The following is a 20,281-nucleotide window of genomic DNA, read 5'->3' on the forward strand; positions in this document are numbered from 1 at the left end:
CGGACATGTGATATTATATTGGAGTCTGTTTGTTTGCAGTGAATCTTCAAGGGAGGTGTATTCCATGTCTCGCAAATGTTTCATTACGGGCAAAGGTCCTGGTGTAGGTAACCATGTCTCGCACGCTAACAACAAAACTCGCCGCTCTTGGGGCGTTAACGTACAGAAAGTTAGAATTCTCGTTAACGGCAAGCCGAAACGTGTTTATGTCAGCACACGGGCTCTGAAATCGGGCCTAGTTACTCGTGTATAACGGCATAAAGCCATGGACAAAAAGCACCTGATTTCGATCAGGTGCTTTTTTGCATGTCTAGGCGCAGAATCCAGCCGTCAGCAAGATGCCATAGCTGTGTTCTGCGCGCTAGAATGCCGCTACATCCGATTCTAATCCACGCCTCGCTGAAGATGATGCTCTCGCTGCCGTTGCCATGGCCAGAGCCTCAGTTCTTCTGAAACGTATTCAGAATCGCCTTCACAAAGCCACCCAAAAACTTTGGCAGCTTGATCGTGTAAAATTTCATGCTCCACCCCTCCTAAAAGTTTTGCTGCAAAGCAAAACTTCTGTTCAATCCATCCGTAACAGCTCTCGCCCCTCCCAAATAAAAAAGGTTACAAGAACGTTCGTTCATGTAACCATCCTATGCGATAGATGACTGTCCTATTCCGGGTATGGGACAGTAGTTTAGGTTCAGGCTGCGCCTGGAAGCGACTGCGACCTGGAGTAGAGAACTACTGCCATGACAAAAGTAAAGAAGACAAAGAAGAGCAACGCAAAGACGACAAATACGATACGCGAGCGAAGCGATGAGGACCGTTTGAAATAGAAGATCGCAATCACTAAAGCAAGCAAAGAGAAGATCAGATTAACGCCGCTTTTGATAAATGGGAAAATGGATAGCATTAAACCGCAGCCTGCGCTGTAGAGCGCCATCCATAGCCCCTTCTTTATGTTGCCGCTCATCATTTGCCCCTCCTAGCGCAGAGCCGCGATTGCAGCTGCGCGGTCTTGCTCATTGAACACCGCATTGCCGGCAACGAGCACATTCGCGCCTGCTTCCGTTACGAGAGACGCTGTGTCGGCGTTAATGCCGCCATCGACTTGAACGAGCATGTCGCCTAAGCCGCGAGCCTCCAGCATCGTACGAAGCTGACGAAGCTTCTGAAGCGATTGCGGGATGAACTTCTGTCCGCCGAAGCCCGGATTCACCGTCATAATGAGGACCATATCAATATCGTCCAGCACATGCTCAAGCACGCTCAGTGGCGTAGCTGGGTTAAGTGCAACGCCTGCCGGAAGACCGGCTTCTTTGATCTGATGAATTACGCGGTGCAGATGGACGCAAGCTTCGGCATGAACCGTAATCCGGTCCGCGCCTGCTGCGATGTACGATGGAATATGAAGCTCCGGACGCTCGATCATAAGATGCACATCAAACGTCAGCTTCGTTGCCGGCCGGACCGCATTAATCACTAGTGGGCCAAACGTTAAAGTCGGTACAAAATGACCGTCCATGACATCTATATGAATCCAATCGGCACCGGCATGCTCAACGTCTTTAATCTCTTCTGCGAGTGCGGCGAAATTCGCCGACAGAATCGATGGTGCAATGATAGACATTTCAGTACCTCCGCTTTTTCTCTTTCATTTCTGCCATGAAGATCTCATAGTTGTTGTAGCGGCTTGGCGCGATCTCACCTTGCTCTAACGCTGCGCGCACGGCGCAATCCGGTTCATGCAGGTGGGTGCATCCGCGGAATTTGCAGGAAGCTGATAGCTGCTGCATTTCCCTGAAACAGCTGCCCAGTTCTTCAATCCCTAGCTCGGCAAAATCAAGCTGGCTGAAGCCCGGCGTATCTGCTACGTAGCCGCCGCCAATATCGATGAGCTCCACATGGCGTGTTGTATGTTTGCCCCGGCCAAGCCGGTTGCTAATTTCATTCGTTTCAAGCGTCAATCCCGGAACGAGCGCGTTGAGAAGCGATGACTTGCCTACGCCGGATTGGCCTGCGAACACCGCAAGATGCCCTTTCAGCCGTTCAGACAAGGCGCTTGTCCCTTCCCCTTGCTTGGAGCTTGTCACTAGCACTTCGTAGCCGATCGGCTCGTAAATGCGCAGAACGTCGTTCAAAGCGGTACGCGCTTCTTCCGTTTCTTCGCCTTCCTCCGTCAAATCCTGCTTGCTGAGGCAAAGCACCGCGTCGATGCGAGCATGCTCGATATGAACGAGAAACTTGTCGAGCAGCTGCAAATTAAGCGTCGGCTCGGTCACCGAGAAAACGAGTACAGCTAGATCAATATTCGCGACAGGCGGACGAATGAGCTCGGACGAGCGAGCCGAAATCGAGTTTACAGCGCCTTCGCCGTTCTCCGTCTCCTCGAACTCGACGACGTCGCCGACAAGCGGCGATTCGCCGCGCTTCTTGAAGATGCCCCTCGCTCTGCACTGAATAGGCTGCTCATCCGAAGCTGCATCAAGCGGCCGTACATAATAATAGCCGCTCAATGCTTTGACAATTCGCCCCGTCTGCGATTCATTATTGCTCTGCTGTTTGGTTGGCCGGCTGCTGGTCTTGTGGATCCGCTGGCTGCTCGTTTGTGGTGGTCGTATTGCCATCAGTTGGACTCTCCTCGGTTTGTGCCGGCTGGTCGACCGGCGGCGTTTCAGTTCCAGGCACCGTCTCAGGTGCCCCTTCAGCTCCCGACTTCACATCATCGTATGTCTTGGAGAATGTATCGGTAAACTGTTTATCTCGATAGATCGTAACGCTCGCTTCCGTGTTTGGACTTAAGATGACCTTAACCGGGAACGTCTGCGTATCTTTGATTTTACGCTTGCCCCATTCAATATTCTCGCCGCGGGCATCCGTGTACGTAATGCGAATCTCGCTCGTTTTGCCGGCAACCGCTGGTGAAATCACGATATTGAACGTATACTCGAGCGCTTCATCCGGCAAGCCGGAGCTGACGGTCAGCGTGATTGCTTCCCCTTCAGATACTGAAGCTTCCGGATCGAACGGATACTGCGCGATTACCGTTCCTTCCGGTTTGTAGCTTGGCTCGCGAACGATATCCGCTTCGTTGATCTTGAGCCCTTTCGACTTGATCAGCGCGATCGCTTCTTTCTCGGTCATGTCAATAAGCTTCGGCATCGGGAACGTCTCTTTGCCTTGGCTGACGGTGAAGCTGAACTTCGCCGTCTTCGGATCGAACTGTTCGCCGGAAGCAGGCGTCTGCTCGATAATGGTACCTGGCGTCTCATCGCTGAACACTTCGGTCTTCTCAATGCTGTTCTCGTCAACCCCAAGGCTGACCAGGGTATTGTACGTATCCTCATAGCTCTTGCCCTTATAGTCGCTTACCGTTTCCAGCTTCGGTCCCTTGCTGACGTACAGCTTGATGAAAGAGCCTACCTTCACGCGCTGGTTCGGCTTCGACTGCTCGTACACCACGTCTTTCGGGATGTCCGGCTTCTCCGTATAGACGGTCGGTTCCTCGACCTTCAAGCCTGCTTGCTCAAGCATCGTCCGTGCCTCGGTTTCCGTCTTATTAACGACATAAGGAACGTCAACCTCTTTAATATCGAACCAGCTCAGCACAGTCATCGCGCCCCAATACACAAGGCCGATGACGAGGAACGTAACGAATACGGTGACGACAGGCTTAACCCATTTATTCTTGCGCGGCTCTTCTTCAAGCCCCTTGGAGTTCCAACGGTCCGACTTGTCTTTCTCGTTATCGTCGTCCTCTGCTTTTGCAGAAATCTGCGCTGTATCCACTGGCTCAGTCTTCGATGCGACTGCCGATGCCGCAAACTTATCCGCAATGCTACCGCGAATAGCAGGCATGACGCGCGTCTCGTCGAAATCCGGATGACCGAACGTAATCTTCGGTTCATCCAATCGTTCCGGCTGAAGCGCCGTCTCGAGATCGATCAGCATCTCTGAAGCCGATGCGTAACGCTCGTTCGGATTCTTGCGCATGGAACGAAGAATAATGTTCTCCACACTTTGCGGTATGTATGGGTTAATCGTACGCGGCTCCGCAAAATGCTCCTGCAAATGCTTCAGCGCGACGCTGATCGGGCTCTCGCCAAGGAATGGCAGCTTCCCAGTCACCATCTGATACAGCACAATCCCGAGCGAGTAAATATCGGATTTCTCGCCAGTGACGATTCCTTTGGCATGCTCAGGAGAAAAATAATGCACGGATCCTACTACCGATCCGGTTTGCGTAATCGTCGAGGACGTCACCGCACGCGCGATACCGAAGTCGGTTACTTTCACGCGTCCGTTCTTGCCAATAAGAATATTGTGCGGCTTGATATCGCGATGAATAATTTGGTTATGATGCGCATGATCAAGTGCATCGCAAATTTGAGTCGCAATCCGGACTGCCTCGTCTGACTGAAGCGGCGCCCGTTCTTTAATGATTTCGTTCAAGTTGTTGCCTTCAACATACTCCATGACAATATAATGCGTATCGTCTTCCTGACCAACGTCGTAAATGCTGACGACATTCGGATGCGACAGCGCGGCAGCTGATTGCGCCTCGCGTCTGAAACGACGAATGAATTCTTCATCATGGACAAATTGCTGACGCAGCACCTTCACGGCCACATTGCGGTTCAGCAGAATATCATGGGCTTTGTAAACAAGCGCCATGCCGCCTCCGCCAATACGCGTAATAATCTCGTAACGTCCGCCGAGTTCATGTCCTATCATGTCGATCACTCCTCTTGCTTCGTGTCTTCGGCATGATGCAGCAGAATGACCGTGATATTATCGTCTCCGCCGGCTTGCAAGGCAAGCTGCAGGAGTCTATCCGCCTTCTGATCCAAGCTAAGCTCATTCTGCTCCAAGGTACCTATGATTTCGGAAGGACTGACCATCGTTGTCAACCCATCGCTGCACAGCATGAGCATGTCTTCTTCACGCCAGCCCGTGCAAATAATATCTACTTCAACCTGCTCATCTGTTCCGAGTGCTCTAGTGATGACGTTGCGGCGCGGATGCGTTGCCGCTTCTTCGAGCGTAATCTGACCAGACTTCACAAGCTCATTGACGAGTGTGTGATCGTCTGTCAATTGCGTCAACACTTGGTCCCGCCACTTGTACACGCGGCTGTCGCCGATATGACCTATAACTGCATTATCATCTTGAATAAGTGCAGCAACGATCGTCGTACCCATGTTGTGGTACTGCTCGTTGCCAGAAGCTGCTTCATAAACAGCTTCATTCGCTTGCAATATCGCTTGGCTCATTAATGTTTTACGTTCTTCAAGCGTAAGGGATGCCGAGATGCCTCCCAAAGCTTCACGGAATGTATCGACAGCCAATTGGCTGGCAACCTCGCCAGCCTTATGACCGCCCATGCCGTCGCAAACAACCGCTACAACGAGGCCGGATTCCAATTGCTCCGACCACGCTGAGTCCTCGTTAATTGTTCGAATTCGCCCAACATCACTTCGATAAGCGATTATCACAACTCATCACCCCGCCGTAGACTCCATATGTTTAGCACGAAGCTGTCCGCATGCAGCTGCGATGTCATGGCCTTGTTCTCTGCGGATTGTGGCATTGATTTTGTTTTTCTCTAGAATGCGATGGAACTCGAAAATCTGCTCACGCGGCGTACGCACATAATCCCGCTCCGGCACATGGTTGACCGGAATGAGATTGACGTGGCACAGCATGCCCTTGAGCACTTGCGCAAGCTCTTCCGCATGCTCGTTCTGATCGTTCACGCCGCCAATCAGCGCGTATTCAAACGTAATCCGGCGTCCTGTCTTCGCGATGTAGTTGCGGCAAGCTTCCATCACTTCCTCGAATGGGAAGCGGCGGTTAACCGGCATCAGCTTGGAACGAAGCTTGTCGTTCGGCGCATGGATCGAGATCGCGAGGTTAATTTGCGTATTCTCCTCCGCGAACTTGTACATGCTCGGAACGATACCGCTCGTCGATACCGTGATGTGGCGTTGGCCGATGTTCAGCCCTTTCTCGTGAATCATGAGCCGCAGGAATGTCATCGTTGCGTCATAATTCTCGAATGGCTCGCCGGAGCCCATGATTACGATGCTCGACACGCGCTCGTTCGTTGCGTCAAGCAGCTGCTGTGCGACAACAACCTGAGCGACGATCTCGCCAGCAGTCAGGTTGCGTTTCAAGCCGCCGAGGGTAGAAGCACAGAACGTACAGCCGATCCGGCAGCCGACTTGCGTCGTGACGCAGATGCTGTTGCCGTAGCTATGGCGCATAATAACCGTCTCGATTGCATGGTTATCATGCAAGCCGAACAAAAACTTGACCGTGCCGTCTTTCGATTCAAAGCGTGTAATTTCGGTTAGGGTTACGAATTGGAATTGGTCGTCGAGCTTCTGACGAAGGGACTTCGACAGATTGCTCATGTCTTCGAAACTCTTGACGCGCTTCACGTAGAGCCACTCGAACAGCTGAGTGCCGCGGAATGCGGACTCGCCGTTCTCTTTCATCCAATCTTGAAGCTGCTCTAGCGTATAGTCATAGATGAATGGTTTCATCGGATTGCACCTGTTTCTTTAGAAAATAGGTTCGCCGCCAGCTTAAAGCTATGCCTGCGCCTTCGATCATTTTACCACAAACGCCCATAACAGACCACTTTGAGCTGTCATGGGCGCTATTCACATGTTTACGAGTGACGAGTCAAACGGGCGATGAAAAAGCCATCGCTGCCGAATTGCTGCGGCAGCAGCTGTACCATGCCGCTGAATGGCTCAGCGATAGCATGCGCTTCCTGCAATGGACGAAGCATCTGCTCCGGCCATTCTGCATCGAGCTTGTACGCCGGATGGCGCTCGAGGAACTTCGCCACTTGGCTCTCGTTCTCTTCACGCTCGATCGTACATGTGCTGTACACGAGCGTGCCGCCAAGGCGGACGAGCTTCGCCGCTTCATCCATGAGCTGCTCCTGCAGGGCAGCAATCGCATGGACATCCTCGGCGCTCTTCGTCCATTTGATCTCCGGCTTGCGGCGAATAACGCCAAAGCCGGAGCAAGGGGCATCGAGCAGCACGACATCGAAGCTGCCCGGCTCGAACTGGGATGCCAGCTCAGCCGCATCGCCGGTAACGGCTTGCACCGAAGTTAGACCAAGCCGCGCGGCCTGCTCCTCGATGAGCTGCTTCTTGTGCGGATGCACGTCATTGGCGATGACCTGCCCGCGATCTTCCATCAGCTCCGCGAGATGCGTCGTCTTCCCGCCAGGTGCCGCGCAGCAATCGAGCACCTTCATGCCCGGCTTCGGTGCGCACACTTCGGCTACGAGCATCGAGCTCTCGTCTTGCAGCGACCAGAGCCCTGTGCGGTAGCCATCGGTTCCTGCCACGTTGCCAACGCCGCTCACAATCAGCGCATGTGCAGAAAGCTTCGAAGCTTCCACTATCGCTTCGCCGCCGCTGCCTTCCGTGAGCATCGCAGCTGCCTTGTCACGGGACAATCGCAGCGGATTCACACGGACGCTATTGTGCGGAGGCTCATTGCCCGCTGCGCAGATCTGTTCCGTTACCGCTTCGCCATAAGTACCAATCCAGCGCTTCACGAGCCAGTCCGGGTACGAATACGTGATGCCAATCCGCTTCACAGGATCCGTTATCTCGAGCGGCTTCCGCATTTCTGCCAGATTGCGCTCCATATTACGGAGTACACCGTTAACCATGCCCGAGATCCCGCTATGACCGCGACGCTTCGCGATGACGACAGCCTCGTTCACGGCGGCATGCGCAGGGATGCGGTCCAGCATCAAGAGCTGGTAAGCGCTCATGCGCAGCAGCACAAGCACCCAAGGCGTCAGCTTGTTGAAGCCCTTGGTCACAAGCTCGCTGAGCCTTTCGTCCAGCAGCCTCTGGTGCTGGATCGTGCCATACACCAGCTCAGTAGCGAGCCCAGCATCCGGACGAGACAGCTGTGCATCCTGCAGTGCGCGGTTTAGCTGCAGATTGCTGTATGCGCCAGCTTCCGCAACCTTCAGCAGCGTATCCAATGCAACTTCGCGAGTAGTTTTCCGACGCTGCTGTTGCTGCTGCTGCGGCTTGCCGCCTTTTCCTTTCGCAGAAGGCGCGGAGCCTGCTGAGCGACCGCTTTTCACGCCAACGCGTCCGCCACCGCCGCCACTATTGCCTTGCTTGTCCCGGCCGCTCACGCTTCACCTCCGCCGAAAACAGTGCCCGCCTCAAGACGCGCACCTTTCAGCCACTCCACAGCGTTCATGGCCTTCTTGCCTGCCGGTTGGATGACCGTCAACAAGAGCGCATCCTCGCCAGTCTGCACAACAATGCCCGCGTCCGTCGTTTCGAGTACTGTACCTGGCTCTGCCTTCGAACGGCTCTGCGCCATCGGCTTGCAGCCCCATACTTTGAACGGCTCGCCGTTCCAAATCGTAAATCCGCCCGCCATCGGCGAAAGTCCGCGCACTTGGTTATAGATCGCCCGTGCTGGACGGCTCCAATCGATTCGCTCATCTTCCCGCGTCAAGTTCGGGGAGTACGTCGCTTCTTCATGATTTTGCTGAACAGCTTGTACCGTCCCTGCTTCAATACTTGGCAGCGTCTCACGGAGGAGCTGCGCGCCTGCGATGGTCAGCTTCTCGAACAAAGTGCCCGATGTGTCATCGTCCGTGATCGGCACTTCCACAACGCTGATCATATCACCGGTATCCAAACCTTCCGCCATATACATAATCGTCACGCCTGTCAACGTCTCGCCGTTCATAATCGAACGTTGAATCGGAGCGCCGCCGCGATATTTTGGCAATAGAGAGCCATGCACGTTAATGCAGCCAAGACGAGGAATCTCCAGCACCGCTTTCGGCAAAATCTGTCCGTATGCAGCTGTTACAATGAGATCCGGCTTCAGCGCCGCAATTTGACCGACCGTCTCCGACCCGCGCAAACGTTCAGGTTGTGCAACGGGCAAACCGCGCAGAAGCGCCGCTTCCTTGACCGGAGGCGGCGTCAGCGTTTTTTTGCGGCCTTTGGGCCGATCGGGTTGTGTCACTACGAGGTCAATGGTATGACCCTCTTCCAAGATCGCTTCCAGCGATGGAACCGCGAATTCGGGTGTTCCCATAAATACGATACGCATCTGATCACTCTCCGTCTGGACGCTGGCGTGCCGATGCATCATAGATGGATACGGCAATGTCGGTGAACAGAATGCCGTTCAGATGATCCACTTCATGCTGGAATGCGCGAGCGAGGAAGTCCGTCGCTTCGAATTCGAACGGATTGCCGTCGCGATCCTGTCCTTTAAGCTTAATGGCTTGCGCACGCTTCACATCACCGTTCAGCTTCGCAATACTAAGGCAGCCTTCCGGTCCGAGCTGTTCGCCGGATGCTTCGATAATTTCTGGGTTAACCATTTCGATCAAACCGTTATCATCGCCAACATCAACCACGATAACGCGCTTCGAAATACCAACCTGAGGCGCAGCAAGGCCAACGCCGTCCGCATCATACATCGTTTCTGCCATATCGTTCAGCAATTTATGCAAATTAGAATTAAATTTCGTTACTTCGACGGCCCGCTCGCGCAGAACCGGATCTGGATCTTGAACAATCAGTCTGATCGCCATGAGTAATCCCCCTAATAAACAGTCATGTTATAAAATCATTTGCGGATCGACATCTACGCTAATCTGCACTGGCGGCTGCCCTTGCGGCCCCGAAAGCATGCTGATCGCCTGCTTTAGCAGATCGTTTGCGTTTACATTTCCTCGATATTTTACCATACATTGAAAACGATAGCGATCTTTCATACGCGGGATTGGCGAAGCGACAGGCCCTAATATATCGATAAAACGTGTGCCATCGCTATCGATGGATCCTTTTATGCCTGATTCATATGCGAGCTGGCGCAAGGTAGATGCCAACTTTTCTCCCGTCTGGATGAGAAGGGGCAGCTGTTCATCGGAAAGCGTGACGACAATAAGCCGGCAAAATGGCGGGTAGCCCATGAAGCGCCGATGCTTCAGCTCCTCTTGGACAAACGCAGCATAATCGTGATGTTGTGCAGTGACGATGGCATAGTGCTCAGGGTTGTAGGTTTGTACGATTACTTCGCCCGGCAGCTGATGTCTTCCCGCACGCCCCGCCACCTGCGTCAGCAGCTGGAACGTCTTCTCCGCAGAACGGAAATCAGGCAGATGCAGCGATGTGTCCGCCGCAATTACGCCTACTAGCGTAACATACGGAAAATCAAGCCCTTTGGCTACCATCTGCGTGCCAAGCAGCACATCCGCTTTGCGCTCGCCGAACATCGTCAGCCATTTCTCGTGCGAGCCCTTCTCTGTCGTCGTGTCGACGTCCATCCGGATGACTCGGATGCCTGGGAACAGCTTCGCAAGTTCCTCTTCAACCCGCTGCGTACCGGTGCCGAAGAAGCGAATATGCTCGCTCTCGCAGGATGGGCATTTCTCCGGCGCCTGCTCGGCATGCCCGCAATAGTGGCAGCGCAGGACGCGCGACTTCTGATGATACGTCAGCGATATATCGCAGTGCGGACATTGCGCGGTATACCCGCAGGAACGGCACATGACGAACGTGGAGTAGCCTCTGCGGTTGAGCAGCAGCACGGATTGTTCGCCTCGCTCGAGACGCTCAAGCAGCGCTTCATGCAGCTGCCGGCTGAACATCGAGCGGTTGCCGTTCTTCAGCTCATCGCGCATGTCGATGAGATGCACCTTCGGCATCGGCCGGCCGCCGACCCGGTTCGGCATCGGCAGCAACGCCGCGCCGCTTGCTTTGGCGGACGCGGAAGTTGAGGCCGATGCGCTTGTGCTCGTATTCGCCGCTTCGCTGCCGGAGACGACGCGCGAAGCCGCCGCGAAGCTCTCCAGCGATGGTGTTGCTGATCCAAGCACGACGGCAGCGCTATGCTGCCTTGCTCTTCTCACAGCCACATCGCGTGCGTGATATTTTGGCGTCTCCTCTTGTTTGTAGGAGGATTCATGCTCTTCATCTATGATTATGAGACCAATGCGTTCAAAAGGTGCAAAAATCGCCGATCTCGCGCCAACCGCAACCTGCGCGCGTCCTTCGCGGATCTTGCGCCATTCATCGTAACGTTCACCGCTGGATAGGCGGCTATGAAGCACGGCAACCAAGTCGCCGAAACGGCCTTTGAAGCGCTCGACCATCTGCGGTGTCAGCGAGATCTCCGGCACGAGTACAATGGCTTGCCTTTCATGCTGCAAGCAGCGTTCAATCGTCTGGAGATAAACCTCAGTCTTGCCGCTGCCGGTTACGCCATGCAGCAAGAAGACGCGCGACTGCTCGGCATCAAGCGACTCCGCAATCTCTGCGTACACTGCTTGCTGCCCTTCTGTCAGCGGAAGCGGCTCCGTGCGCTTGAAATCTCTGCCCGCGTAAGGATCGCGGCTCTGCTCCATCTCGCGAATCTCGAGCAGTCCCTTGTCCGCGACAGCTCGTACCGTACTGGAAGTCGTCGATAGTGCTTCGACGAGCACCGTCATCGCGATTGGCTCGCGATGCTCCAGCATATAACGAAGCACTTCCTGCTGCTTCGCCGCTCTAGCTGGATAGTTCTGCAGCGCCTCGAGCGCCAGCGCTTCATTGTCCGGAGGAAACACGGTCAGCACTTTACGTACGGACAGCCTGTCCCGAATCGTCACTTGCTCCGTTAGTGTGCCGCGCTTCACCGCAGCTTTGATATCAGCAGCAGACTCCGGGAATCGCTCCTGTAGTGCAGCCAGGCGCATCGTTCCGCCATTTTGGCGTATGTAACTCAGCCATGCTTCTTCTCCGAGCAGACTATCTTCGCTAGCCTCGTTAACCTCGTCGTCTGCGATGGAAACGACCGAATCAGCTTTCCCTTTCAGCGCCGCGGGGATCATCGCTTGAAGAGAAGCTGTTAGCGTGCAGCAATACTTGTCGCTAATCCAGCTTGCAAGCTCAACGAGATCTGGCGACAGCGGCGGAATATGATCCAGCAGCTCGGCAATTGGCTTCAGCTTCTTCACATCGAAATCCGCATGTTCAGTAATTCCAATGACAAAGCCTTGCAATACGCGTCCACCGAAAGGCACGCCGACTCGGCTGCCGACCTCCACCCAGCCCAGCATCTGCTGCGGGATTTTATAGTCAAAAGGCCGATCCGTCGCCCGGCTCGGCACATCGACAATAACTTTCGCGATCATTCCGCGGCCCCCTTAGCCCCCTGGGCCGCTTTCATCCGTGTCGTGATCAGCGTCATCAGCCGATCCGCCACTTCACGCTTGCTCAGCATCGGAAGTGACTCCACAAGGCCTTCTGAGCCGAAAATCTGCACAATATTCGTATCGACATTGAACCCCGCGCCTTCTTGCGACACATCGTTTCCAACAATGAGGTCGGCATTTTTCCGTGTCAGCTTGTCCATCGCGTATTGTTCCAGCTGCTCGGTCTCCGCTGCGAAGCCTACGAGGAACTGATCCTTCTTCCGTTCGCCGAGTGTCTTCAAAATATCTGTCGTCCGCTCCAGTTCAAGCACTAGCTTTTCCTTGCCCTTCTTGATCTTGGTGCTCGCCTTCGTAACCGGTCTATAATCGGCAACCGCCGCTGCCTTGATAACAAGTTCCGCTGAATCATACCGCTCAAGCACTGCTTGCAGCATATCTTCCGCGGACTCGACATGAATGGTATTCACGCCAGCCACCGGATTCGCTGTCGTTCGAGCAGCAATTAATGTGACATCCGCACCGCGAGTCGCTGCGGCTTCCGCGAGCGCAAAACCCATTTTGCCCGAAGAATCATTAGTCAGGTAACGAACCGGATCAAGCCGCTCCATTGTTCCGCCTGCCGTTACGAGTACCTTCTTGCCTTTAAGCTCCTGACTCTGCGCGAACCACTGCTTAACAGCAAACACGATATCTTCCGGCTCAGCCAGCCGTCCTTTCCCGACATAGCCGCAAGCGAGCAAGCCTGTGCCCGGTTCTACGAAACGAACGCCTCTCTCTGCCAATATGTCCATATTGCGCGCGACGGCAGGATGCGCATACATATGCACATTCATCGCAGGGGCTACCATGACAGGTGCCTCGGTTGCAAGCAGCGTCGTACTGAGCATATCGTCCGCCAGCCCATTCGCCATCTTCGCCAAAATATTCGCCGTCGCGGGGGCAACAACAACCAAATCCGCGCTGTCCGCTACGTTAATATGAGCGACAACCGATGGATCGAACTCATCGAACGTGTCCAAATAAACCTGATGGCGCGACAACGTCTGCAGCGTCAGCGGTGTAATGAACTTGGTCGCCGACTCCGTCATGATGACGCGTACGTTCGCACCTGCCTGGACTAATCTGCTGCAGATCGTCGCCGCCTTATAAGCCGCGATTCCGCCGGAAATTCCAAGCACAATCGTTTTTCCTTGCAGCATGGCAGATCTCTCCTCTTCCTTGCATACGTTTTAGACTAAAAAAATAACAACCGCAAGGGTTGTTATTCGTTCGCCATCATGACTTTCTTAGTCTTTCTTGTTCAGCGTGCTCTCGACAACAAGAATGTCGTGATAAATTTCTTCAAGCGCTACGCCAACGTACTTGTGCGACTTCGGCGAGCGGATATCCGTCTTGCTTCCGTCTCTTAGCATTCTTGCGCGACGGGATGCTGCAACAACAAGGGAATACTTGCTGTCTACCTTCTTCATCATTTCGTCAATGGATGGATATAGCAAATTCCTTCACCTCTCATGCTTTCTCAGAAGCTTCCTTCACTTCTTCAAGCTGTTCGATAAACCGTTCTTTCCGGCAATGCTCTGCCGTAATAATGCTTTGAATGCGATGACAAGCTGCGTCGATCTGATCGTTGACGACAGCGTAATCGTAATAATGAATAAGGCTCATCTCTTCCACCGCAACGTTCATGCGATGGTCAATAATATCGGCATTCTCCGTACCGCGGCCTGTAATGCGCTGCTTGAGCTCGTCCAGAGACGGCGGCACCAAGAAAATAAACACGCCTTGCGGGAATTTCTCTTTAACCTTCAGTGCGCCTTGTACTTCAATTTCAAGAATAATATCTTTGCCCGATGCAAGCGTGCGTTCTACGAAATCACGCGGAGTGCCGTAGTAGTTGCCCACATATTCCGCATGCTCGAGCAATGCATCCTTCGCGATCATGTCTTGAAACTGTTCTTTCGTCTTAAAAAAATAATTGATTCCGTCGATCTCCCCTTGGCGAGGTGACCGTGTTGTCGCAGATACCGAATAAACGAGATCGCTCTGCTTATGCCGCAGCTCTGCGCAAACCGTTCCTTTGCCTACGCCCGAAGGGCCCGAAAGTACAATTAACAATCCTCTTCTCATATAACTCCCCGTCATCACTATTCGTCGTGATCGTCATCCTTGGTCGAAAGTCTGTGCGCAACAGTTTCCGGCTGCACAGCCGATAGAATAACGTGATCGCTGTCCGTAATAATAACAGCGCGCGTGCGGCGTCCGTATGTAGCGTCAATCAGCATATGACGGTCGCGAGCCTCTTGAATAATACGTTTAATCGGCGCCGATTCAGGACTTACAATCGAAATGATCCGATTGGCGGAAACGATGTTTCCGAAACCGATGTTAATGAGCTTAATGGCCATTTAAGTTCCCCTCCGGTATCTCTCGTGCATAGGTATGCAATAAGATCAACGATGTATAAATAAGCGCAAGAATGATGGAGTCGAATCCTCTGCAAAATCCGAAAGAAATGGCAGAATATTGCACTATTCTTGACGAAAAAAGTCCGGAGCATACGTTACGCCAGCCGATTAAACCCGTTAAACAAGACACTTGGTCAGGTCCCCTATTCTAACGCATTCGAGGCGGCATGGCAAGTGCATCCAAGGTCTATTCTAATTCATTTTGGACAGACGAACAAGTGTTAAAGCGCAATCGGGAGAATTTACGAGCTTACCTCGTTATTTTGCTCGTTTTTCGCCAAACATAATCCGTCAACTTGACCGTCATATCATAGAACATGAATGGCGTGATGAGATAGATTCCTTTAAAGTGTTCGATTGCTGTATCTAACAGCTCTTCTGCGATTCGAACGCCTTCTGCGCGTCCCTCTTCGCCTTCAAGTCCTGCCATCCGTTTACGAACTTCGTCCGACAGCTGAATGCCTGGCACCTCATTATGAAGATACTCCGCATTTCGGCCGCTCGCCAGCGGCATGATGCCGATGAATACGGGAACGGACAGTTGCTTCGTCGCTTCTGCTACACGAATGATCAGCTCTTTGTCATAGACAGGCTGTGTCATGATGTAATCCGCGCCGGACTCGATTTTCTTCTCCAGACGCTGAATCGCTTTGTCCAGATATTTGACGTTCGGGTTGAACGCGGCGCCTGTAACGAACTTCGCTTTCTGCTTCAGCGGTTTGCCTGAGAAAGCAACGCCTTCATTCAGCTGTTTGATCATCCGAATCATCTCGAAGGAAGTGAGATCATAGACCGAGCTGGAATCTGGCAAATCACCGAAACGTGCAGGGTCGCCGGTTACAGCAAGTACGTGGTCAATGCCGAGCGCATCGAGTCCCATCATATGCGACTGCGTGCCGATCAGGTTACGGTCACGGCAAGCAATGTGGACGAGCGGCCTGATGCCCGCTTGCTGCCCAACGAGCGCAGCAAGTGCAATGTTGCTCATGCGTGTAACAGCCAGAGAGTTGTCCGCCATCGTGACGGCGTCTGCCTTCACTTCTGCGAGCGCTTTGGCGCCAGCCATAAACTTCTGAATATCGAGATCACGAGGAGGGTCCAACTCGACGATGACGGTGTGGCGCTCTTTCACCACATCGACGATGTTCGGCTCCAATTGTGCCGGAGGTGTGAAAGCTTCTTTTATTTGAATGGTTTCTGCTTGCGTCGTTGGCGCAGTCTCGCGAATGGCATCCGGCTGCTGTGGCTCATAGCCGTTCAGCGCAGCTGCGATGGCCGCGATATGCTCCGGTGTCGTCCCGCAGCAGCCGCCGATAATGCGCGCACCGCGATCTGCGAACTTACGCGCTGACTCCGCAAAATATTCCGGCGATGCCGTGAACGTATATTTACCGTCTACGTAATCCGGGATACCTGCGTTCGGGAACACCGACAGCGGCAGCGGAATCTCGCCTACGATGCAATCGATCGCGCGAAGAATGCCGTTCGGGCCGCTACGGCAGTTAAATCCTACCACATCGGCTCCAGCTTGCTTCAGCTGTTCGAATGCCGCTGTGAGTGGTACGCCGTCTTGCGTGACCGCGTCTTTCTCCACTGCAAATTGAGTGATGACCGGCACGTCCGATAATGAGCGAGCGATACGTAGAGCAAGCAGCGCCTCTTCCAGATCATAAAACGTCTCAAGCAGCAGTCCGTCGGCACCTTCCTGTAATAAGGCGTCCATTTGCTGACGGAACAGCTGCTCAAGCTGTGCTTCGGCTATATTTTTACGTTTGCCTGCCCGAATGGAACCGACCGCACCAACAACATAAGCATCACTGCCGACTGCTGCACGTGCAATCCGAACCCCTGCCCGGTTGATGGCTTCGACTTCGTTGTCTAAGCCATAGTGAGTCAGACTTGCGAGGTTAGCGGAAAAGGTATTGGTCTCAATAATGCGAGCCCCTGCTTCATAATAACGGCGGTGCACATCTTCAATGACATGGGGACGAATCAAATTGAATTCTTCGTATGAAACGCCGACAGGGAACCCCATCCCATACAGGTAGGTTCCCATCGCGCCGTCCCCGGTCAAGATGCACTTCGTGAGCACCTCTCGAAAATCCGGTTTCATATGTTAAAACTCCTTCTTGTTGTATCGATTGCTTACACTGTACCGCGGAACACTTCTGCTGCCGGGCCGCTCATGTATACGTGGTTGTTCTCTTCATTCCATTCGATCAGCAAGTCGCCGCCTTTGAGAGAAACGGTTGCTGTACGGTCTGTGTAGCCGTTCAGTACAGAGGCAACGACAGTTGCACAAGCGCCGGTTCCGCAAGCCAGCGTCGGGCCAGCACCGCGCTCCCATACACGCATGTCTGTGTAGTCTTTCGAACGAACCGTTACGAACTCTACGTTGATTTTGCGCGGGAACAATGGGTGTACTTCAAGCTTCGGTCCCCATGTTGCAAGGTCGAAGTTCACTGCATCGTCGACATAGATAACGCAGTGCGGGTTGCCCATCGATACGGCTGTAAACTTGAACTCGCGTCCGTCCACTTCGATGGATTGGTTGATGACCGGATTGGCATCAATTGTCGTCGGCACTTTCAAGCCTTCGAGAATCGGCTGGCCCATGTTAACGCGCACGAGTTCAACTTTGCCGTTGTCGACCGTCAGCTGAACTTCTTGTACGCCTGCGCCGAGTGTTTCGATCGTCAGTGCTTCTTTATCTGTAAGGCCATTATCGTAGACGTACTTCGCTACGCAGCGAATTGCGTTGCCGCATTGCTCCGCTTCCGAGCCGTCAGAGTTGATTATGCGCATCCGAAAATCTGCTTTCTCCGAAGGCAAAATATAAACGAGACCGTCTGCACCGATGCCGAAGAAACGGTTGCAGAGCTGCTCTGCGAGTTCTGCTACATTGTCTGGTAATTGCGTTTCCCCTGCTACGACGATGAAGTCGTTTCCTAGTCCATGCATTTTCGTAAAGTTCATCTAACTCGCTCTCCCTTAAAAACATTTGTTGCACTCATTATAATTTATTTAGTTTACAATAATCTTTATACTTTTGGAATAAAACCTTGCATAATCATGCGAATCCCCCTCAATCCCCCTTCCCCAAGGGGGACTCCAAGGGTTTCACCCTCTGGACACCCGAATGGTGGAACGTTTGTGCTGCAGAGAAGCGCTGTTGAGTGCATACGTGCTAGGCCTCGTTTACGTCCCTCGCGGGACCCACTTTGACGTTGGGCGCTCGCGAGTTACCTGTCGCCCCGCTTCGCGGGACCACGGGAACGAGTGGCGCCGCAGAGGTGCCGATGAGTGAGTACGTGCAGGTGATCGTTTTCGTCCCTGGCGGGACACACTTTACGTTTGGCGCATGAGTGCAGTGATTACCAGAGGAGCGGCTTTGCCACTCCTGGTAATCTATTGGCCGCCTAGCCTTCCTGGCGGATAAGTTAGTTGGAAGGACAGAAGTGATTACCTCAGAGTCGCTGCGCTCCTCTTGGTAATCTTGTTGCCTCATCTTTCATGAGGCAAACTACAGCACATCCTCGAGCTACAATGGATATATCCACTCATTTCAAGTGAAAACAGCCAAAATTGAGAGCTATAATGGATTTTTCCGTTATAGGAATGCGAAATTAGCCCATTTCTGGCGATTTGCACACAAATGAGTGGAAATATCCAACATAGACCTAGAAAATTCCGGATTTCAGGGCTACTACAATGGAATTTTCCACTATAGCCACACGAAGCAGCTTAACGCCCGATACGCGCTGCCCCTGCCCACTCCACCACCAACCTAATACCTTCTCCACCATACCCCCGTCCATTCCGGGACGGTTGGGTTGCCGCTTGCTGCAACTGCGTTGCTAATTTCTTCGCCGAAAAAGAAGCTTGTTAGCGCAACTGCTTCATCGACCGACTCAAACTTATAATCCGTCCGAATCGCCACATGCTCAAACCCATAGTCTTGTTCCAATGCCGCATAATAGCTTGTTAAGAAATCGGGTGGATTCTGCAGTTCAGTTCCAGTGCCGAAATTTTCAAAGATTATAACCGTGCCGCCTGGACGAAGCACCCTACGAATTTCGATAATGATGCGCTCCAATTGATCGCGCCAGTCCGCGTTATTAGAGCTTGTAGAGTAACAGATCGTCCAGCCTGCTGTTAGAAGCTCAATCGAGTGATCGGACAAAGGCATGCTATCGTGATAGCCCACTTTCGCAAGGAAATTTTCTACACCCATTCCACGCAGTTTGGTCGTTGCGACTCCCAACATTGGCTCTGCTGCGTCGATCGCCACAATCGAACGGACAAGAGGAGCCAGCATCGTCGTTAGTCTGCCAGTGCCCGCTCCTAGATCCGCTGCATGATGGTCAGATAAGTCCGGGCAAATTTTGCGGATCGTCCCCAGTAGGTTGTTCGAGACATCCTCACGCGAGATAAGCAATTCATAGCGCTCGGCTTCATTTTGATAAATTTGATCATGATTCGGCATTGCTGACACGCTCCAATTTGTTAGATTAGGTCCTTCCTCTCCACCTTAGAAGCTGACGCAAGGTTAAGGTCAACCTAATGTTTGCGCACCGCATAAACGACGTGAATCCAGTCATTCACCGCATGCTGAACTGTAATATAGTCACGCGAATAGAACCAATTGAGCAGCTTCGGTCGGTCTGTAGGATACTTGTTGCCCGAAGCTTTCTTATCGGCTACAACCTCCACGTCCACGCCTTCGAACATAAGACCAGCTAGGCAGACTCGACCGTTAGGCATCAGCACCCGATCCATCTCCTCCAGCGCAAGCTCCTGCTGTTTCGCATCCAAGTGATGCAGCGCGAACGCGGATACGACGAACGAGAACTGCCTGTCCAGAAAAGGCAGAGCCAGCGCATTGCCCAGCTTCGCAGCTATATCAGGGAACTTTTCTCGGCACCTCGCCAGCATCTCCCTCGACTGGTCAATCGCAGACATCCGCGCACCGCTCAGCTGCAGCTTCCCTGCCAAATTCCCCGTACCTGTACCGATATCCAGTCCTTCTTCCCCCTGCTTCGGCGCGACCCATTGCACAATAAAATCAAGTACCGTCTCGTACTCTCCCTGTGATAATGACGGTCCGCTCGACAGCAACGCTGGCGCACCGTCAAACCCGGCAGCAATTCGATCGAACTCCCATGTATCTTTCCACGTCGACACACTCTCATGAACCTGCTGCAAATCGCCTGACAGCTGGAACAGATCATCGAGAGCTAGCGTCTGCTTCATCTCGAATCGTTGGATAAGCTCGTCAATCGTCCCAATGACATGCTTCCACTTCGTCCATTTCTCATAGAGCGCCATTCGCTGCAGCTCCAAATAATGATGAACAGACTCAGCATCGCCTTGATCCTGCTTCTCGATCAATGCTTTGATTTGGTCCAGGCTTAGCCCCATCTCACGCAAAGAGCCGATCGTCTGCAGACGCCATGCATCATTATCCGAATAATAGCGATATCCGTTATCTTCACCGCGAACCGGCTGCAGCAATCCTTTCGATTCGTACAGCCTGATCGCACGCCGCGTCATATGCAGCTTCTGAGCTAATTCGTTGATTTTCATATCCCGCACCACCTTCCATAAA

At 53.1% G+C, this 20,281-nt stretch carries 20 protein-coding genes; 1 reads left to right on the top strand and 19 read right to left on the bottom strand.

Going from position 1 to position 20,281, the window contains the following annotated elements; all coding sequences use genetic code 11:
• The first annotated feature begins 64 nt into the window (after window positions 1–64).
• Complete coding sequence (gene rpmB, locus A8990_RS09195; RefSeq protein WP_116188720.1) at window positions 65–253, top strand: 50S ribosomal protein L28; 189 nt, start codon at window positions 65–67, stop codon at window positions 251–253.
• A gap of 187 nt (window positions 254–440) precedes the next feature.
• Here the strand turns inward: rpmB and spoVM are convergent, their stop codons facing one another.
• The 19 genes from spoVM to A8990_RS09290 all read right to left on the bottom strand — a co-directional run bounded on the left by spoVM (window position 441) and on the right by A8990_RS09290 (window position 20,259).
• Complete coding sequence (gene spoVM / locus A8990_RS09200) at window positions 441–521, bottom strand: stage V sporulation protein SpoVM (RefSeq protein ID WP_010345573.1); 81 nt, start codon at window positions 519–521, stop codon at window positions 441–443.
• 167 nt (window positions 522–688) lie between these two features.
• Complete coding sequence (locus A8990_RS09205; protein ID WP_116188721.1) at window positions 689–961, bottom strand: hypothetical protein; 273 nt, start codon at window positions 959–961, stop codon at window positions 689–691.
• A 12-nt stretch (window positions 962–973) separates the two neighbouring features.
• Window positions 974–1,618 (bottom strand): ribulose-phosphate 3-epimerase, encoded by a 645-nt coding sequence (rpe, locus tag A8990_RS09210; RefSeq protein WP_116188722.1) that lies wholly within the window; start codon window positions 1,616–1,618, stop codon window positions 974–976.
• A 1-nt stretch (window position 1,619) separates the two neighbouring features.
• Window positions 1,620–2,615 (bottom strand): ribosome small subunit-dependent GTPase A, encoded by a 996-nt coding sequence (gene rsgA, locus A8990_RS09215; protein WP_116188723.1) that lies wholly within the window; start codon window positions 2,613–2,615, stop codon window positions 1,620–1,622.
• Complete coding sequence (pknB, locus tag A8990_RS09220; protein ID WP_116188724.1) at window positions 2,536–4,722, bottom strand: Stk1 family PASTA domain-containing Ser/Thr kinase; 2,187 nt, start codon at window positions 4,720–4,722, stop codon at window positions 2,536–2,538. The genes rsgA and pknB overlap by 80 nt, the downstream gene beginning before the upstream one ends.
• A gap of 5 nt (window positions 4,723–4,727) precedes the next feature.
• A complete protein-coding gene (locus A8990_RS09225; RefSeq protein ID WP_116188725.1) occupies window positions 4,728–5,483 on the bottom strand; it encodes a Stp1/IreP family PP2C-type Ser/Thr phosphatase in 756 nt (251 codons plus the stop codon).
• 6 nt (window positions 5,484–5,489) lie between these two features.
• A complete protein-coding gene (gene rlmN / locus A8990_RS09230; RefSeq protein ID WP_116188726.1) occupies window positions 5,490–6,536 on the bottom strand; it encodes a dual-specificity RNA methyltransferase RlmN in 1,047 nt (348 codons plus the stop codon).
• Between the two features lie 128 nt (window positions 6,537–6,664).
• Window positions 6,665–8,173, bottom strand: a complete 1,509-nt coding sequence (gene rsmB, locus A8990_RS09235) for a 16S rRNA (cytosine(967)-C(5))-methyltransferase RsmB (protein ID WP_116188727.1) — start codon at window positions 8,171–8,173, stop codon at window positions 6,665–6,667.
• Window positions 8,170–9,114, bottom strand: a complete 945-nt coding sequence (fmt, locus tag A8990_RS09240) for a methionyl-tRNA formyltransferase (RefSeq protein ID WP_116188728.1) — start codon at window positions 9,112–9,114, stop codon at window positions 8,170–8,172. Before fmt ends, rsmB begins: the two co-directional genes overlap by 4 nt.
• A gap of 4 nt (window positions 9,115–9,118) precedes the next feature.
• Window positions 9,119–9,604 carry a peptide deformylase gene (def, locus tag A8990_RS09245; RefSeq protein ID WP_116188729.1) on the bottom strand — a complete coding sequence of 162 codons (486 nt, stop codon included), beginning with the start codon at window positions 9,602–9,604 and terminating at the stop codon, window positions 9,119–9,121.
• A gap of 27 nt (window positions 9,605–9,631) precedes the next feature.
• The gene (priA, locus tag A8990_RS09250) at window positions 9,632–12,187 is read right to left on the bottom strand and encodes a primosomal protein N' (RefSeq protein WP_116188730.1); all 2,556 of its coding nucleotides are present in this window, start codon (window positions 12,185–12,187) and stop codon (window positions 9,632–9,634) included.
• Window positions 12,184–13,407, bottom strand: coding sequence for a bifunctional phosphopantothenoylcysteine decarboxylase/phosphopantothenate--cysteine ligase CoaBC (gene coaBC / locus A8990_RS09255; RefSeq protein WP_116188731.1), 1,224 nt, complete (start codon window positions 13,405–13,407; stop codon window positions 12,184–12,186). The genes priA and coaBC overlap by 4 nt, the downstream gene beginning before the upstream one ends.
• An 87-nt stretch (window positions 13,408–13,494) precedes the next feature.
• A complete protein-coding gene (rpoZ, locus tag A8990_RS09260; RefSeq protein ID WP_116188732.1) occupies window positions 13,495–13,704 on the bottom strand; it encodes a DNA-directed RNA polymerase subunit omega in 210 nt (69 codons plus the stop codon).
• A gap of 13 nt (window positions 13,705–13,717) precedes the next feature.
• A complete protein-coding gene (gmk, locus tag A8990_RS09265; RefSeq protein ID WP_116188733.1) occupies window positions 13,718–14,335 on the bottom strand; it encodes a guanylate kinase in 618 nt (205 codons plus the stop codon).
• 17 nt (window positions 14,336–14,352) lie between these two features.
• Entirely contained in the window at window positions 14,353–14,613 is a 261-nt protein-coding gene (remA, locus tag A8990_RS09270; RefSeq protein WP_020615370.1) for an extracellular matrix/biofilm regulator RemA, read from the bottom strand.
• A gap of 310 nt (window positions 14,614–14,923) precedes the next feature.
• A complete protein-coding gene (locus A8990_RS09275) occupies window positions 14,924–16,786 on the bottom strand; it encodes a bifunctional homocysteine S-methyltransferase/methylenetetrahydrofolate reductase (protein ID WP_116188734.1) in 1,863 nt (620 codons plus the stop codon).
• 32 nt (window positions 16,787–16,818) lie between these two features.
• Window positions 16,819–17,649, bottom strand: a complete 831-nt coding sequence (gene dapF, locus A8990_RS09280; RefSeq protein ID WP_116188735.1) for a diaminopimelate epimerase — start codon at window positions 17,647–17,649, stop codon at window positions 16,819–16,821.
• 811 nt (window positions 17,650–18,460) lie between these two features.
• Complete coding sequence (locus tag A8990_RS09285; protein ID WP_116188736.1) at window positions 18,461–19,159, bottom strand: class I SAM-dependent methyltransferase; 699 nt, start codon at window positions 19,157–19,159, stop codon at window positions 18,461–18,463.
• Window positions 19,160–19,233: 74 nt separating this feature from the next.
• Window positions 19,234–20,259, bottom strand: coding sequence for a MerR family transcriptional regulator (locus A8990_RS09290; RefSeq protein ID WP_116188737.1), 1,026 nt, complete (start codon window positions 20,257–20,259; stop codon window positions 19,234–19,236).
• Window positions 20,260–20,281: the final 22 nt, after the last annotated feature.

This window comes from Paenibacillus taihuensis (assembly GCF_003386535.1).
Classification (GTDB): Bacteria; Bacillota; Bacilli; order Paenibacillales; family Paenibacillaceae; genus Paenibacillus_Z; species Paenibacillus_Z taihuensis.

What these genes read in the sequence shown, in the direction of transcription:
- remA (WP_020615370.1), bottom strand. Translation starts at nt 14,613, where the DNA reads ATGGCCATTAAGCTCATTAACATCGGTTTCGGAAACATCGTTTCCGCC.
- fmt (WP_116188728.1), bottom strand. Translation starts at nt 9,114, where the DNA reads ATGCGTATCGTATTTATGGGAACACCCGAATTCGCGGTTCCATCGCTG.
- priA (WP_116188730.1), bottom strand. Translation starts at nt 12,187, where the DNA reads ATGATCGCGAAAGTTATTGTCGATGTGCCGAGCCGGGCGACGGATCGG.
- gmk (WP_116188733.1), bottom strand. Translation starts at nt 14,335, where the DNA reads ATGAGAAGAGGATTGTTAATTGTACTTTCGGGCCCTTCGGGCGTAGGC.
- A8990_RS09290 (WP_116188737.1), bottom strand. Translation starts at nt 20,259, where the DNA reads ATGAAAATCAACGAATTAGCTCAGAAGCTGCATATGACGCGGCGTGCG.
- spoVM (WP_010345573.1), bottom strand. Translation starts at nt 521, where the DNA reads ATGAAATTTTACACGATCAAGCTGCCAAAGTTTTTGGGTGGCTTTGTG.
- pknB (WP_116188724.1), bottom strand. Translation starts at nt 4,722, where the DNA reads ATGATAGGACATGAACTCGGCGGACGTTACGAGATTATTACGCGTATT.
- A8990_RS09285 (WP_116188736.1), bottom strand. Translation starts at nt 19,159, where the DNA reads ATGCCGAATCATGATCAAATTTATCAAAATGAAGCCGAGCGCTATGAA.
- def (WP_116188729.1), bottom strand. Translation starts at nt 9,604, where the DNA reads ATGGCGATCAGACTGATTGTTCAAGATCCAGATCCGGTTCTGCGCGAG.
- coaBC (WP_116188731.1), bottom strand. Translation starts at nt 13,407, where the DNA reads ATGCTGCAAGGAAAAACGATTGTGCTTGGAATTTCCGGCGGAATCGCG.
- A8990_RS09275 (WP_116188734.1), bottom strand. Translation starts at nt 16,786, where the DNA reads ATGAAACCGGATTTTCGAGAGGTGCTCACGAAGTGCATCTTGACCGGG.
- dapF (WP_116188735.1), bottom strand. Translation starts at nt 17,649, where the DNA reads ATGAACTTTACGAAAATGCATGGACTAGGAAACGACTTCATCGTCGTA.
- rpmB (WP_116188720.1), top strand. Translation starts at nt 65, where the DNA reads ATGTCTCGCAAATGTTTCATTACGGGCAAAGGTCCTGGTGTAGGTAAC.
- A8990_RS09205 (WP_116188721.1), bottom strand. Translation starts at nt 961, where the DNA reads ATGAGCGGCAACATAAAGAAGGGGCTATGGATGGCGCTCTACAGCGCA.
- rpe (WP_116188722.1), bottom strand. Translation starts at nt 1,618, where the DNA reads ATGTCTATCATTGCACCATCGATTCTGTCGGCGAATTTCGCCGCACTC.
- rlmN (WP_116188726.1), bottom strand. Translation starts at nt 6,536, where the DNA reads ATGAAACCATTCATCTATGACTATACGCTAGAGCAGCTTCAAGATTGG.
- rsgA (WP_116188723.1), bottom strand. Translation starts at nt 2,615, where the DNA reads ATGGCAATACGACCACCACAAACGAGCAGCCAGCGGATCCACAAGACC.